The following is a 14,606-nucleotide window of genomic DNA, read 5'->3' as shown; positions in this document are numbered from 1 at the left end:
CGCAAGCCCTCGAGTATGACTCGGGGGCTTTTGCTGTTCGGTTTTTGCTTCCGGTTCAGTAAGCGAGGCCATTCCAAGCCTATATTAGCGAGGTGAGGTCAGAGGAGGATAAGGCGGCTCCTCTCTTCATTTGCCAGGGTTTCATTCGTATGCGGGAGTAACTCCAGAGCATTGACAAAATCAGTTGTCTCACATATAGTTGTCGTAACAACTAATTGGCGAACGGATGGTGGCACGATGCCTCAACCTGCTTCTCAACTGCCCATCGGCTTTGCGATGGGCGTCACTCACCGCAAGCTGTCGGCGTTATTTCAACAGCGGCTTGCCGCTCACGGCATTACGCCCGAGCAATGGTCGGCATTGAATCAGATCGACCGGGCTCAGGGATTGATTCAGAAGGAAATCGCCGATCGTACGGGCAAGGATAAGCCGACGACGACGCGCATATTGGATCTTCTCGAGAAGAAGGGACTCATTTATAAGAAGCCCGGACAACAGGACCGTCGTTGTTTTGTCGTATTCAGCACGGAGCTGGGCCAGAAGGTCATTCGCGAGACGACGCCGATCGAAGACAGCGTGACGGCCGACGTCAAGCAATGCATATCGGACGAAGAGTACGATACGATGATGGAATTGCTTCTGCGGATCCAGCAGCATATCGGCGGCAAGCTCGGAAGCTTGGAATCCGACGATGACTAAACCAATTATCAGAGGTGTGAACATGCAGCCAGAGCAACAACGAACGCCATTATGGACCAGGCCATTCATTGCCCTCACGGCTTGTTTCTTTCTATTATTCTTAAGCTTGCAAATGCTGTTGTCCTCGTTCCCGGCCTATGTCAAGGACGAGTTTCACGCGGGGAACGTGCAGGTCAGCCTGGTGACGTCAGTGTTTGCCGTGGCCGCCATCGTGGCCCGGTTCGCAACGGCAGCGCTCATGAAGCGCGTCTCCCGGATGGGGTTGCTGCTCGCAGGCCTCGTCATCGCGGCTGCGACGACGGCGCTATATTCGGCCGCCGGTTCGTTCGGCGCGTTGTTGGCGCTGCGAATCGGCTACGGTATCGGCTTCGGGATGGCGAGCACGATTCTGCCGACGCTCGTGTCGCGCATCATTCCTTTGCGCCGAATGGGCGAAGGGATCGGCTACTTCGGCTTGTCCACGAGTTTGGCGATGTCCGTCGGACCCTCAATTGGGTTGAATGTCATGAAGCATGGGGGGTTCGCGCAGCTGTCGATGATCGGATTGGTCACGGCCGTGGTGATCTTCCCTGTGCTCTGGCTGTCTCGGTCTCGTGAGAAAGAATCGGCAGAAAGAGTATCTATGCCTGGTTCGCCGACAAGCCATACGCAGAGTTCTTCTGCAAACGTGCAGGTTAGCTCGCAAACGACTGGTTCTCCGGCAAGCTCGCGGCCAGGCTCTCAACCAAACTCGCAGCCCGTCGCGGCAGCCAAAACCGGCTTCAACCGCAAGCTGCTGTTTCCCGTGCTGCTGAATGTCTTATTATCGATCACGTACAGCGGTTTGCTTAGTTTCCTCGCTTTGTTCGGCGATTATGTGCATATCGAGCAAGTCGGTCTGTTCTTCATGTTCAACGCGATTACGATTATATTGGTTCGTCCGTTCTCGGGACGCATCTTCGATAAACACGGCCATGTCGCCGTACTCGTTCCTGCTGGATTGTTCGTGACGGCCAGCATGACCGTGCTTTCCAATACGCATGCCACGCCGATGCTCATCCTATCCGCGCTGCTGTACGGCGTTGGATTCGGCGCAATTCAGCCGACGATCCAAGCGTGGATGCTGCGTTCATCGGCGCCGGAGCAGTACGGCATGGCGAACAGCATGTTTTATAACTCCACCGATTTCGGCGTTGCAGTCGGCGCGATCCTTCTAGGCGCCATCTCGTCGGCCGCCGATTACGGCGTGATGTATCTGTGTTCCGCCGGCGGCATGTTCCTGTTCGTTTGCCTTGTCGTTCTGCAGCGGTTGGCAGCGGCAAAACGGCTCAAACGATCGGCGGGCACGACGGTAAACGCCTAAGCAGCGCGCCAACTGCGAGGAAAGCAGCGGTCCTGGGCATGAGGTGAGAGCTGCACCCGTACATTACATGCCTGGAAAAGTGGCGAATTTCGAGCGAGAGCTGTACTCCGTACACTACATGGCGGGAAAAGCAGCGAATTCGGAGCAAGAGCTGCACCACGTACACTACATGGTCGAAAAAGATGCGAATTTGGAGCAAGAGCTGCACCCCGTACACTACATAACGGGAAAAGCAGCGAATTCGGAGCTCGAACGCGCCAATCGGATGTTTCGTTGCCTTTGCTAGCGTCCACAGCTCATCAAAAACCACCCTCAGATCCAGATCCGAGGGTGGTTTTTGCCGTCAGCTTCTATCGCGGCGGGTATTTTACGACCGGCCACTTTACTTTGCGCAGGGATTTCATTAGCTCCGGCGTTGCATTCAAGTTGTCTCTGACAAGCTGATGCGGCGTGAGCGCCATCCATTGATTCAAGGAAATATCCTCGAATCGCGGCGCTTTGAACATTTCGAGGAACCAGAGCGTATCCTTGCCCGTGTTTTGCACGTAATGGCCCATCGCAAACGGCACGTAGCCGACGTCGCCGGCGCGATAATCGAAAGTTCGGGCGACGCCGTTTCCGCCGAATACCGTCATGCGGCCTTGACCGGACAAATAATACTGCCACTCGTCGTTGTTCGGATGCCAATGCAGCTCGCGCATCGCTCCCGGCTGGATCTCGACAAGCGCCGCGGCAATCGTCTTGGCGATGGGGAAGTTGCTGGAATCGGTGATCCGCACCGTCCCGCCGGGCGTGACGATCGGTTCTTGGGCAAGCATGGAATGCGTGAACGAGAGCGGTACGGATCCGTAGGGCGATTGAACTTCTTGGCTTTCGATCGAACCCGGGACGGTATCTTGGAAAATATAAACCTGCCCTTTCGGAATGCCGTCGAAAGCTCCGACGGGAACGCCGAAATTGGCGGCGAGCACGTCTTTCGGCGTATGCGCGAACCAGTCCGAGATCGAGAGGGTGTTCAAGTCCGAGAAGCTGCCGTCGTCGAACACGAGCAGAAATTCGCAGCCGCCTTCCAAAGCCTGGATCGAATGCGGCAGCCCCGCGGGGAAATACCACAAGTCGCCTTGCTTGATATCGGCGATAAAATTGCGTCCTTGCCAATCCACGGACGTGACGCGGGCGCAGCCCCAGATCATGAACGCCCATTCCGCCTGCTGATGCCAATGGAGCTCGCGCACGCCGCCGGGACGAAGGCTCATGTTCACGCCGGCCAGCGTCGTGGCGATCGGCAGGTCGCGAACCGTAATCTCCCTCGACCAGCCGCCGTCATTCAATTGCATATGCGTGTCGGAGAACGACATCTTCATGTTCGGCAGCAGGCCGTAGTCCGTTGCGGGAGGGACCAGCATGTTCGGATTTTCCTTGTCGCGCATGATGTCGCGCGGGCCGAAGTCCGGGCCGCCGAAGCCGTCGCTCGGACGGAACGGCTGCGGGATGGACTCCGGTTTTATGCCGTTAGGTTGATCTTGTGCCACTGGCAGGGCCTCCTTTAACCGTTGAAGTTGCCGTAGTCCCAGCCATTGCCGATGACGGGAGCGGGAAATTGAGCGTAGCCGTATGCGGGCTGTTCCCGTTGTCCGTATGGTTTTTGCGGATAGTGGGCGCCGTGTTGCTGTGCGTGTTGTGCATGCTGGGTAAACTGGGCATTGGCATTGGCATTGGCATTGGCATTGGGCGCAGCATTAACCCCCGCCACTTGGCCAGGCTTGCAGCCGACCGGCGGTCCGATGACGACCGTTTTGGTAATCGGAGCGACCGCGGCTTTCCAGGTTGCTTCATCCAAGCAATAGGTATGGGCATAAACGCTCGCCGGCGTCAGGCGCAGCAGATCCGATCCGGGAATGAACTCAGGTACGGGCGCATCGAAGATGGCGAGCAGGTGGGTGTTGTCGACGGTAGCGATCTCGTAATGCCACCAGCCTTGCGGCACGTTCGCCACTTGACCGGGTTGAATCGGAAAATTAAGTAATTGTTTCGTGAACGGATTGATCAAGGAGACGACGGCCGCGCCGGAAATGCAATAGACGAGCTCGGATGCATTTTGGTGGATATGAGGCTCGACGACGTTGCCCGTGCTGAGGAAAATATCGAGCAGCGACACATTGCCAAGGGTGTTCAGCTGATTAATCGATAATCCATTGATTAGGTTGCGAGGATCCTTCGTGAAGAAATTGTTGTTCTTCAAATCATACGTGAACTGTACATTCGGAGCGGTGTAATCCATATAGGAAACTGCCATTCGTTTGTTCCTGCCCTTCATCTTTAACTGATGGTTGCTGCAAATCCAATCGTCGGTTTGACCGCGCAAACCAACATTTCTTATAGGCGTATGCCCGACGAAATAGTCTATGACGCTAGGCGGCAGGTGGTGCGGCATGCGATGCCAATAAAATGGTGCCAATTGGCAAATACTAAGTCGCCGGACTGCGGACTGCCGCTTATGTTGAGCCGGCGGAAAGAGGTCCTTATGGAAAGAAGAGTCTATTTGCATCGTCATACAGTAAGATTGCTGCGGGGATTGGCATTAACGGCTGCGATTTGGATCGGCGGATTGCCGCTGCCGGCTTCTGCATCTGCGGTGTCCACAGAGTCAATGCTGCAGCCGGCGGAAGAAAGGCTGCCGGAACGGCAGTCAGCGGATAGGTCCGCGTACGCGAAGCCGGATGCGACGGAACAGACGGCAGCGGCTTTCGTGCGAGAAGGCGCATTGTGGGTGAAGGACAAGGGGAAGGAACGGCGATTGTCGCCGGTCGGCGGCTTCGCGCGCAATCCGGCATGGTCCCCGGACGGCCGCAGCATCGCCTACAACGTGGGAGAAGAACAGCGTCAGCTGTGGATCGTGGACGTCCGGAAAGGAAAGAGTCATCTTGCCGCGCCCGAGGGCGGGACTAGATTTGAATGGTCTCCCGCAAGGAACCGAATCGCCTATCTTCAGGAGGAGAAGCTGTACACGATCGGCCCGGAGGCAGGCGACGAAGCCATAGAGGTGGCGGCAGAGATCGGTAATTTCAGCTGGCTGCCCGATGGCAGCGGATTTCTCGTATCCTCGGCCGCCCAGCTGCTCCCGGAAGGCTGGACGCCTGTGCGAATCAGCCGGATTATGCTGCCGACAGAAACGTCGGATCCTGTACAGGAAGAGCCATTGTATGTCCTGCCCAAGCAAATCAACGATATGATCGTCGTCGGTACAAGCAAGTTTCATTGGTCGGCTGACGGTGAATGGATGGCCTTTCTAGCGACGCCGACCGCTTCATTGTCCGCGGACGGCAATACGCTCTGCGTCTTGTCGGCAGATGGCCAATCGTTTATTACGCTGGATGAAATGGCTCGTAACGAACAATGGTATCAATGGTCGCCAAACTCGACCCAAGGCGGGAATCGTCTGGCGTACATCGCAGGTGTCGGCAGGGAAGCCAGCTCCAATAAGCGGCTTACGGTAACGCCGGTGCCGGCGATATCGAAGAAGGCGTACACGCCTTCCGGCTTTGTCGATCAGGGCTTTACTTGGTACGGGCCTGATTCCATCATCGCCGTTAGGGCGAAGGAAGGCGCATGGACGGGCGATCCGGCTAAACGTCCTCTCCCCGAATTGGTTCAAATCGAATTAACTGGCGATCGGCAGCGAACCTTAGCCAAACCTTCCGAAGGCAAAGGGGATTTCAATCCGATCGCGCTGTCGACGAGCGGGCTCGCCTGGGTCCGGTCCGATCGCGCCAGCGTCTCGGACGTGATGATCGCCCCTTCCGCGGAGCAAGCGGGGAAGGCTCGGGTATGGATCAAGGGCATCGATCTCGGAGACAATTTCTACGAGCAGTGGAATTGGAATCCCGTGCTGCGGTTCTACGTAAAGGGTCAATGAAGGTTGGCAGGGTACCAGAACGGACAAAAACCTCTATTTCCACCAATTGCGTGGAGATAGAGGTTTTTGTTGTTCGCGGTTAAGCCCACGTCCGAATATGACGGACGGCCAGTAATGGCAAGGTGCCGGTTAACTCAGCTTGACGATCGTCAGGGCGGCGCCGGCGCTGCTCGGCAGCAAGGTAGCGGCACCGAGCAAGCCGAAGAGCTGAAGCGTGATCGTAGATCCAGCCGTAAGCGTTGCGATGAACATATTGCTGAATTCGGAGATCGAGAGCACAGGCGCGATGACTGAGGGCGTAAAAGGAGTACCGTTTATCAATAGGCGCGTACTGATCAGCAGAGCGGCCGTAAAATTAAACTGGTACGAGATCATATATTCGCCTGCAGTCGGGACGGTAAACGTGTCATTCGCTCCGTTGACGGTAACGCCGCCGTTCAATATCTGGTTGTTAGGGACGGGTACATTCGTGCCGCCGAGAACAACGGCAATGATCGAGCCGGACGTGTTGGCTCCAAAAGCATTAACGTTGGTGAAAACTGTTCCAGTTGCACCGGTCGCGCCGGTTGCGCCAGTAGAACCAGTAGAACCAGTCGCACCGGTAGCGCCAGTGGATCCGGTCGCGCCTGCAGTGCCAGTCGCACCGGTCGCACCAGCCGTGCCAGTCGCGCCGGTCGCACCAGCCGTGCCAGTCGCGCCGGTCGCACCAGCCGTGCCAGTCGCGCCGGTCGCACCAGCCGTGCCAGTCGCGCCGGTCGCACCAGCCGTGCCAGTCTCACCGGTCGCACCGGCCGTGCCCGTCGCGCCGGTATCGCCTGCGGGGCCAGTGGATCCGGTCGCTCCTGTAGCTCCGGTAACGCCAACGCCCGTGGCACCGGTCGCACCGGCCGTACCCGTCGCGCCGGTATCGCCTGCGGCGCCAGTGGATCCGGTCGCTCCTGTAGCTCCGGTAACGCCAACGCCAGTGGCACCGGTCGCACCGGCCGTGCCAGTCGCGCCGGTATCGCCGGCGGCGCCAGTGGATCCGGTCGCTCCTGTAGCTCCAGTAACGCCAACGCCAGTGGCACCGGTCGCACCGGCCGTGCCAGTCGCGCCGGTATCGCCGGCGGCGCCAGTGGATCCGGTCGCACCTGTAGCCCCGGTAACGCCAACTCCAGTCGCACCGGTCGCACCGGCCGTGCCCGTAGCGCCGGTATCGCCGGCAGCGCCAGTGGATCCGGTCGCTCCTGTAGCCCCGGTAACGCCAACGCCAATGCCAGTCGCACCGGTCGCACCGGCCGTCCCCGTAGCTCCAGTATCGCCAGCAGCACCAGTGGATCCGGTCGCTCCTGTAGCTCCGGTAACGCCAACACCCGTAGCACCGGTCGCACCGCCAGTTCCTGTAGCCCCGGTCGCGCCTGCCGTTCCAGTAGCGCCGGTATCACCCGCAGCGCCCGTAGAGCCGGTTGCCCCAGTAGAGCCGGTAAGACCAACTCCTGTTGCACCCGTGGTTCCGGCTGTTCCAGTTGCGCCGGTAGCCCCGGCCGTGCCCGCAGCACCGGTATCGCCAGTTGCACCGGTGGATCCGGTCGCGCCAACAGCCCCGGTATTGCCAAACCCAGTGGATCCGGTCGCTCCTGCAGTTCCCGTAGCCCCTGTAGCCCCGGCCGTCCCGGTCGCCCCAGTATCGCCGGTTGCGCCGGTCGTGCCCGTAGCACCCGTAACGCCAACACCCGTACCACCGGTCGCGCCATTCGTTCCCGTGGCACCGGTAGCGCCCGCAGTTCCGGTCGCACCTGTAGCTCCGGTATTGCCAGCTCCGGTGGCTCCGGTGGCTCCGGTAGTCCCGGTCGTCCCTAGAGCGCCAGTGGCACCCGTCGCTCCGGCGGCTCCGGTATTACCAGTAGCGCCGGTCTCCCCCGTGCTGCCTGCAGCAGACAGAAGCAAATAATCCGGCGAGGAACCAGGCGTCCCGGTCGGCCCTGCCACCGTTGCGATATACGTGCTGCCGTTGAACGTCACGACCTGGCCGGCAGGGTAGGTCGGCGCATTGGCGGGATTGAAGGCGGTGACGCCCGACAAGCCGGCGCCGGTCGGCCCGACTGGCCCTTGGGCGCCTGTAGAACCAGTCGCGCCAGTTGCACCAGTCCCGCCTGTCGACCCCGTGCTGCCCGCAGCAGACAGAAGCAAATAATCCGGCGAGGAACCAGGCGTCCCGGTCGGCCCTGTTATCGTTGCGATATACGTGCTGCCGTTGAACGTCACGACCTGGCCGGCAGGGTAGGTCGGCGCATTGACGGGATTGAAGGCGGTGACGCCCGACAAACCTGCGCCGGTCGGTCCGACTGGTCCTTGGGCGCCTGTAGAACCAGTCGCACCAGTCCCGCCTGTCGCCCCCGTGCTGCCCGCAGCAGACAGAAGCAAATAATCCGGCGAGGAACCAGGCGTACCGGTCGGCGCCGCTACCGTTGCAATATACGTGCTGCCGTTGAACGTTACGACCTGGCCGGCAGGGTAGGTCGGCGCATTGGCGGGATTGAAGGCGGTGACGCCCGTCAAGCCGGCGCCGGTCGGTCCGACTGGTCCTTGCGTTCCGGTGGTACCCGTAGCACCAGTCCCGCCTGTCGCTCCCGTGCTGCCCGCAGCAGAAAGAAGCAAATAATCCGGCGAAGAACCAGGCGTCCCGGTCGGCGCCGCTACCGTTGCAATATACGTGCTGCCGTTGAACGTTACGACCTGGCCGGCAGGGTAGGTTGGCGCATTAGCGGGATTGAAGGCGGTGACGCCCGACAAACCTGCGCCGGTCGGTCCGACTGGTCCTTGCGTTCCGGTGGTACCCGTCGCGCCAGTCGCGCCATTCGCGCCCGTGGAACCGGTCGCCCCCGTGCTGCCCGCAGCAGACAGAAGCAAATAATCCGGCGAGGAGCCAGGCGTCCCGGTAGGCCCCGCTACTGTTGCAATATACGTGCTGCCGTTGAACGTCACGACCTGGCCGGCAGGGTAAGTCGGAGCATTGGCGGGATTGAAAGCGGTGACGCCCGACAAGCCTGCGCCGGTCGGCCCGACTGGCCCCTGCGTTCCGGTGGAGCCCGTCGCCCCGGTGGCTCCGGTCGCGCCTGATGCACCCGTGGCACCCGTAGCTCCAGCCGTTCCGGTGCCTCCGGTAGCTCCGGTCGCGCCGCTGCCCGTCGCCCCCGTGGCTCCGGTCGCCCCGAGCAAGCCAGGCGACCCGGTAGCTCCGGTCGAGCCGACACCGCCGGTCGACCCGGTGGTGCCGGTCGCGCCGGTACGGCCGGTGGCACCGGTAGCGCCAGGCGACCCCGTGCTGCCGGTCGCTCCGCCTGCGGCTACGAGCTGATAATTCGGAGAGCTTCCCGGCACGCCTGTCGGTCCGGCTACCAAGGTGACGTACGTGCTGCCGTTCGACGTAACGGCCTGCCCGACAGGATAGGTCGGGGCATTCAAGGCGTTAAACGCTGTGATGCCCACCAAGCCCGCGCCGGTCGCCCCAGTCGCACCCGTCGCTCCGGTGCCAGAACCTCCAAGCTGAACAAAATCCGGCGAGCTGCCCGGCGTTCCCGTCGGGCTTGCGATCAGCGTCAAGTAGGTTGCCCCGAGGTAGGAGACGAGTTGCCCGAGAGGGTAACTGATCGCACTCACCGGGTTGAAGAGGGTAACGCCTACAAGCCCGGCCCCGGTGGCCCCGACCGGCCCCTGTGCTCCGACCGCGCCGGCTGCTCCTGGCGGCCCCGCTGGTCCGGGCGGTCCGACCGGCCCTGGAGGCCCGGCTGGCCCCGGCGGTCCTCCGGCCGGTCCTGGAGGCCCCGCGGGTCCGGCGGCCCCGGCCGGCCCCGGAGGCCCTGGAGGCCCGGCGGTTCCGAGCAGCGAGAAGATCGATGCCAGCTGCTGCTCGTTCGCGCGGCCAAGCGCGACAAGCGCATCTTTATCCGAAGCCGGAATCGCGAACAACAGAATATAACCGCCCAGCAGGTTCAACAGGTCCTGAGTGACGGAGGCCGTGCCGAGCGGGGAGAACGGGCGGGTCTCGATCAACGTGATGTAGTTCTCCAGCAAGGCAAGAAGAGCCGACTGCTCCTCCGGCTGGAAGTCGATCTCGAGCACCAACGCCCGCAGCTCTCGCATCAGGGTATTCAGCTGCGTAACGCCGGAAGGCGTCGGATTTGCCAGCACGGAGGACAGCAGCCCGGCAAGCTTGCCGAGGATCTGCTTCAGCAGGTTGAGCTGCAGCTGGGTAACCGGAATAGCGGGCGGCCTTGCGTTTGGATCGAACTCGTTGGCCATTCTTCTTTCACTCCTCTACTTCATGGCTGCCGGGACTGCGTCTGCGTCGACCGAGGATTCGTTCTCTTGCCAATCGACCAGCCGCGGGAGGCCAAGGATCGAATCGTACTGCTCTTTCCAGCCGTATCTGGCATCCGGATCAAGCTCCGCGTAACGGGCGGCTTTCAGCCGTCTGTCCGACTCCCGCGCCCAGCCGAAGTGCTTGAGCCGCAAGTCCGAAAGCACCGGCGCCGGGTCGAAAATATTGCGCGGGAACCGTCCGCAGTGCTGCTTCGCCTCATTCCACTGATACGGGAAGCCGGGCGAAAATCTGGCCAAAAACGGCCGATACGTCAGATGAGCCTGCCAATAAGCATCGTCGCGGTACTGGCGCTCGTTCCAAAAATCGTACAGTCGGAACAAATAAGTATGCGCATTCGGTTGATCGAGCATCGTTCTGATCTCCGCTGCGAAGCGGTCCTCGAAATATTCGTCCGCGTCGAGATTCAATATCCACTCCGGCCGAAGACGGGAGGTTCGATCCCATTGCTGCTTGCGCAAATCAATCTCGTTCGCGAAACGGGACTCCGCATTGCGCACGTAGAACAGCGGGATGCCCGCGAGGCGTTCGTGGATGATATCCGGCGTTGCATCCGTGCTGCCGTCGTCGATGATGACCGCGGCGTCGATATATTCGCGATGCCGCGTCAGCGCCTCGCTCAAATACCGTCCCTCTTCGTTGCGTGCCGTCATCGAGAGGACCAGCTTCGGACCCGCGTATTTGATGAAAATATGAAGCGGCCTGCGCGGCTCCGGCCGTTCCGATTCCGTCGTACGGAGATACTGCCCGGCGCGCTGCAGATCCGTATCCCGGTAGACGTGGAAGGCGGGATGGCGGGTATCCACGAACAATCCGATGCCGAGCGCGGCGGCGCGCACGCAAAAATGCCGATCCTCACCCCACAGGGACAAGTTCGGTATGGGTTGGAACGAAATCGGTTGTGCCAGCGCCTCGTGGCTGATCAGCGTACAGGCGCCCAAGCCGCCGACATCGTAGACGCCCGGCATTCGGAGCTTGGCGAGCAGCTTGATCTGTTCATCGCGGGCCGCGGCCGGATCTTTGTCCGCTTGCCAGGGCCAATAGTGATCCTTCAGCCAAACTTGGGGCAATTCCATGCTCTCGGGATACCACTGCGTCCAGAAAATCGCGGATATGATCGGCTTTTCCGCTTCCAGCAGCGATTCCAGCGTCTCGGGATGAAGCAGCAAATCCGAATCCACGAGAAACAAGGCATCATACCGTTCTTCCCGGCCGAGTCGGATGAAATGATCTTTCCAGCCGGCGACTTTATGAATCAGCCCGTCATTCCAATAATGCGTGACCTCGTCACGTCTATAGTCGGACGCTGCCGGGCTGCGCGCCAAGATCCTGACCGTCCCGGTTCCCTTGGCATGGATGGCGTCAGCAAACTGGACGAGCAGCGTGCTGGCAGCGGGATCTTCGTTGTCGTCGACGAATACGTAATCGCATTTCCAGGTCGCATGGCGCAGCCTTTCCAGAGATCGAAGAAACAAGACGAGAATTTCTTCCTTCTGGCGGACGGGGCTGCCGATGAGAATGCGCCGCTCGGTCATTTCACCACTCCCCTCAAATCATGGAATATTGAAAGTTATGTACCATAAAGTAGTAATATTCTAGAAAAAGTGGGAGGGGAAAGGATGTCATGTCCGCTATGCGCAGCCGTGGGCTTCGAGGTGTTCGCAGCCTATGCCACGCATAAGCTCGTGGCCTGTCAAGCCTGCGGCCTTGTGTACCAGCCTTCCGACCGGCAGCGGGATGCGGCCGCCTTTATTGAAGAGATCTACGATGAGGCCTGGGTGTCGCTGCGCGAGAAGTACGGCCAGGTGACCTATTTGAACCATACCGTCTTCAACACGCTGCTGCTGGAAATGACGGCGCCGGACAAAGGCAGGCTGCTGGAAATCGGCTCGGGAACGGGCGAGTTTCTGTACATGGCCAAATGCGGCGGATGGGAGACGGTGGGCATCGAGCCGTCGTCCGCCTCGTGCGGCTACGCAGCCGCCAAGTACGGGCTGCCGTTCCTTCAGTCCATGTGGAATTCCGAGCTGGCATCGCGAAGCGGACCGTACGACGCCATTGTTGCCTGGCATGTGCTGGAGCATATGGAGCGGCCCGTCGCGTTCTTGACCGAAGCGGCAGCGATGCTGGAACCGGGCGGCCTGATCGCGTTCAGCGTTCCGAACCGGGAGTCGCTCATGAATGAGATCCACGGCGTTCAATCGCCGTTGTATACCGAGACCGATCATCTGTGCCACTACGCCCGCGATAATGTCAGGCAGCTGGTCGCCGCCGCCGGACTGCATGTCCATATGCTGTTCACGCGCCAATACGTGTACGGCTTCGAGCAGCTGCTGGCGGATCATCCCGTGTTCGACGGATTGTCCGCCGAACAACGAATGGGGCTGATTGCGCGCCTTCAGGGCGAAGGTAAAGGCCATGAAATCATTTGCGTCGCAATTCCAATAACGGACAGGAGGGCGGTATCGTGATTACCATCAGCTTATGCCTCATCGTGAAGGACGAGGAGGATGTGCTTGCGCGCTGCTTGGATTCCGTGAAGGACGCCGTCGACGAAATCGTCATCGTGGACACGGGCTCGACGGACGCGACCAAGTCCATTGCCGCATCCTATACGGATTGCGTCTATGATTTCGCCTGGATCGACGATTTTGCGGCCGCCCGCAATTTCGCATTCAGCAAAGCGACCTCCGCTTATATTCTGTGGCTGGATGCCGACGACGTGTTCCTCGAGCCGGATCTGGAGAAGCTGCTGGCGTTGAAGAGCTTTCTCTCGCCTGAGGTGGATACGGTGTCCATGGCCTATCATCTGTCCAAGGACGAATACGGCACGGTCACGAGTTCCTTGCGCCGCAATCGATTGGTGAAGCGGGCCCGCGGGTTCCGTTGGATCGGTGCCGTCCATGAATATTTGGAGGTATACGGCCAGTCGTTCTCGTCGGACGTCGCGGTGACGCATGCCAGCCTTCGGCATGACAGCGACCGTAATTTGCGCATTTACGAGCAGCGGCTCGCCAGGGGAGAGAAGTTCGGCCCAAGGGATTTATTTTATTACGCCAACGAATTGAACGATCATGCCCGCTACGAGCAGGCCGTCATGTACTACAGCCGCTTCCTTCTTACGGGGGAAGGGTGGGTCGAGGATAATATCGCGGCATGCGGGAAATCGTCGGATTGTTACTCCGCGCTCGGGGCGGCGGACTTGGCGCTGGAATATGCGCTGCGCTCGTTTCGGTACGGCCCCCCGCGGCCGGAATTTTGCTGCCGGATCGGCTATTGGCATCTGCAGCGGGACGCTTACGAAACCGCAGCCTATTGGTATGAGTCGGCGCTTGTCGCGCCGAAGCTGGATCAAGCCTGGTCCTTGCAAAACAAATCCTGCGCGACATGGCTGCCTCATCTCCAGCTGTGCGTCTGCTACGACAAGCTGGGCGATCATGAACGGGCTTACGCGCACAATGAACGCGCCCGGGAATACCGGCCCGACGACGCTTCCGTGCTGCACAACAAAACCTATCTGGAAGGCGTGCTCAAGCGGCCCGGCGATGCGACTTCGCCGGAATCGGCAGCGCAAGCGGAGGTGTCCCGATGAGCGGCGGCGGATCGACGGCGGAGGACGCGAAGTCCGCGGATGCCCGGTTTTTCAAGACGTCGGACGACAGGGAGGACAGCTTCGTTTTCCCGCTTCCGGGGCCTTGGTGGAGCAGACCGTATGAATATGCGTGGTGCGCCGGCTTCGCGAATCCGGACGACGTCGTATTGGACGCGGCGTGCGGGATTTCGCACCCGTTCAAGTTTTTTTTGGCGGACCGCTGCAAGGAAGCGCATGCCTGCGATTGGGATACGCGTATTCAATCGGAGACGGAGATTTACCTGGACGTGGTGCGCGATTTCGGCAAGGGAGCGGCAGAGAATCTGATACGGGCCGCCAGCCTCAGCCGGCTTCAGCGGGCTTATGCCAGCATTGCGGCACTGCCCTACCAGGGCGCTACATTCGATACGATCTTCTGCATATCGGTACTGGAGCATCTGTCCGAGAAGGATTTGACGGCAGCGCTCGGCGAGTTCTACCGGACGCTGAAACAAGACGGCAGAGTCGTGCTGACGTTCGACTATCCGACGGTCGACTTGCAGCGCTTCCGGGAGCTGGCGCAGCAGGAGGGCTTTATTTTCGCGGGCGATGTGACCGAGGCGCTTCCCGAGGATGCGATTACTTCCGATCTATGGGGACGGTTGTACTGCTACAGGGCGGTCCTGCGCATACGTCCGGCTCACGTGTAATCCATGCT

Annotated in this window: 10 protein-coding genes; 6 read left to right on the top strand and 4 right to left on the bottom strand. The window is 60.2% G+C overall.

The features are described from left to right. The first annotated feature begins 237 nt into the window (after positions 1-237). A complete protein-coding gene (locus AC0YNU_RS04800; protein ID WP_475753646.1) occupies positions 238-699 on the top strand; it encodes a MarR family winged helix-turn-helix transcriptional regulator in 462 nt (153 codons plus the stop codon). Between the two features lie 22 nt (positions 700-721). Continuing rightward, positions 722-2,041: an MFS transporter gene (locus tag AC0YNU_RS04795; RefSeq protein ID WP_475753644.1), complete on the top strand. Its 1,320-nt coding sequence runs from the start codon at positions 722-724 to the stop codon at positions 2,039-2,041. Between the two features lie 350 nt (positions 2,042-2,391). On the opposite strand, the gene AC0YNU_RS04790 is transcribed toward AC0YNU_RS04795, so the two are convergent. Together AC0YNU_RS04790 and AC0YNU_RS04785 are read right to left on the bottom strand one after the other, a co-directional pair. Beyond that, the gene (locus AC0YNU_RS04790; RefSeq protein ID WP_475753642.1) at positions 2,392-3,573 is read right to left on the bottom strand and encodes an oxalate decarboxylase family bicupin; all 1,182 of its coding nucleotides are present in this window, start codon (positions 3,571-3,573) and stop codon (positions 2,392-2,394) included. Positions 3,574-3,587: 14 nt separating this feature from the next. Then, positions 3,588-4,337 (bottom strand): cupin domain-containing protein, encoded by a 750-nt coding sequence (locus AC0YNU_RS04785; RefSeq protein ID WP_475753640.1) that lies wholly within the window; start codon positions 4,335-4,337, stop codon positions 3,588-3,590. A 228-nt stretch (positions 4,338-4,565) separates the two neighbouring features. On the opposite strand from AC0YNU_RS04785, the gene AC0YNU_RS04780 reads away from it, so the two are divergent. Next, entirely contained in the window at positions 4,566-5,957 is a 1,392-nt protein-coding gene (locus tag AC0YNU_RS04780) for a hypothetical protein (RefSeq protein WP_475753638.1), read from the top strand. A 129-nt stretch (positions 5,958-6,086) separates the two neighbouring features. Here AC0YNU_RS04780 and AC0YNU_RS04775 read toward each other — a convergent pair whose 3' ends face one another. After that, the gene (locus AC0YNU_RS04775; protein ID WP_475753636.1) at positions 6,087-10,238 is read right to left on the bottom strand and encodes a BclA C-terminal domain-containing protein; all 4,152 of its coding nucleotides are present in this window, start codon (positions 10,236-10,238) and stop codon (positions 6,087-6,089) included. A 15-nt stretch (positions 10,239-10,253) separates the two neighbouring features. Beyond that, entirely contained in the window at positions 10,254-11,852 is a 1,599-nt protein-coding gene (locus AC0YNU_RS04770; protein WP_475753634.1) for a glycosyltransferase, read from the bottom strand. Between the two features lie 84 nt (positions 11,853-11,936). Here AC0YNU_RS04770 and AC0YNU_RS04765 point away from each other — a divergent pair, with 84 nt between their 5' ends. The 3 genes from AC0YNU_RS04765 to AC0YNU_RS04755 are packed head-to-tail and all read left to right on the top strand — an operon-like array spanning position 11,937 to position 14,598. Beyond that, positions 11,937-12,788 carry a class I SAM-dependent methyltransferase gene (locus AC0YNU_RS04765; protein ID WP_475753632.1) on the top strand — a complete coding sequence of 284 codons (852 nt, stop codon included), beginning with the start codon at positions 11,937-11,939 and terminating at the stop codon, positions 12,786-12,788. Continuing rightward, the gene (locus tag AC0YNU_RS04760; protein ID WP_475753630.1) at positions 12,785-13,909 is read left to right on the top strand and encodes a tetratricopeptide repeat-containing glycosyltransferase family 2 protein; all 1,125 of its coding nucleotides are present in this window, start codon (positions 12,785-12,787) and stop codon (positions 13,907-13,909) included. The genes AC0YNU_RS04765 and AC0YNU_RS04760 overlap by 4 nt, the downstream gene beginning before the upstream one ends. Then, entirely contained in the window at positions 13,906-14,598 is a 693-nt protein-coding gene (locus AC0YNU_RS04755) for a class I SAM-dependent methyltransferase (protein WP_475753627.1), read from the top strand. The genes AC0YNU_RS04760 and AC0YNU_RS04755 overlap by 4 nt, the downstream gene beginning before the upstream one ends. The last annotated feature ends 8 nt before the right edge of the window (positions 14,599-14,606 follow it).

The organism is Paenibacillus sp. J31P316, from assembly GCF_056269105.1.
Note: the sequence above shows the minus strand (reverse complement) of the source record. Positions and strands in the feature narration are given on the sequence as shown.

Coding starts and splice junctions, on each gene's coding strand:
- AC0YNU_RS04800 (WP_475753646.1), top strand. CDS start 238: ATGCCTCAACCTGCTTCTCAACTGCCCATCGGCTTTGCGATGGGCGTC.
- AC0YNU_RS04795 (WP_475753644.1), top strand. CDS start 722: ATGCAGCCAGAGCAACAACGAACGCCATTATGGACCAGGCCATTCATT.
- AC0YNU_RS04785 (WP_475753640.1), bottom strand. CDS start 4,337: ATGGCAGTTTCCTATATGGATTACACCGCTCCGAATGTACAGTTCACG.
- AC0YNU_RS04780 (WP_475753638.1), top strand. CDS start 4,566: ATGGAAAGAAGAGTCTATTTGCATCGTCATACAGTAAGATTGCTGCGG.
- AC0YNU_RS04775 (WP_475753636.1), bottom strand. CDS start 10,238: ATGGCCAACGAGTTCGATCCAAACGCAAGGCCGCCCGCTATTCCGGTT.
- AC0YNU_RS04770 (WP_475753634.1), bottom strand. CDS start 11,852: ATGACCGAGCGGCGCATTCTCATCGGCAGCCCCGTCCGCCAGAAGGAA.
- AC0YNU_RS04765 (WP_475753632.1), top strand. CDS start 11,937: ATGTCATGTCCGCTATGCGCAGCCGTGGGCTTCGAGGTGTTCGCAGCC.
- AC0YNU_RS04755 (WP_475753627.1), top strand. CDS start 13,906: ATGAGCGGCGGCGGATCGACGGCGGAGGACGCGAAGTCCGCGGATGCC.